A 350-nucleotide genomic window follows, 5' to 3' on the forward strand; every position below is an offset into this window, starting at 1 on the left:
CGCCCCGTAATTCACCGTCTTCGGCCCCAAACCCACCCCCACCCCCACGTTCACGGCGGAACTCACGAACTAGCCCAAACCCGCCCCCCCCACCCCCCACACCAAAAGAGCGTACTCCTCGGATTGAACCGCCACCCCCACCATCAAACCCCACCACAAAAAAACACCCAACCCAACCCCACCCACCCCCCACCCCCAAACAAACAACAAAACCCAACCAAAACCCCACCCCAAAACAACAAAAAAAAAAAAAAAAACCAAAAAAACAAAAACAAACCACACCACAAAAACAAAAACACCAACTCAAAAAACCCAACCAACAAAACAACAATAAATAACACAAAAACAAC

General features: G+C 49.4%; 1 protein-coding gene. It reads right to left on the reverse strand.

Annotated features, from left to right (window positions below):
* Positions 1 to 143: 143 nt before the first annotated feature.
* The coding region (locus tag PUR71_RS41195) for a hypothetical protein (RefSeq protein WP_329925812.1) at positions 144 to 350 on the reverse strand (207 nt) is incomplete at its 5' end.

It is taken from the genome of Streptomyces sp. SP17BM10, assembly GCF_036322405.1.
Taxonomy (GTDB): Bacteria; Actinomycetota; Actinomycetes; order Streptomycetales; family Streptomycetaceae; genus Kitasatospora.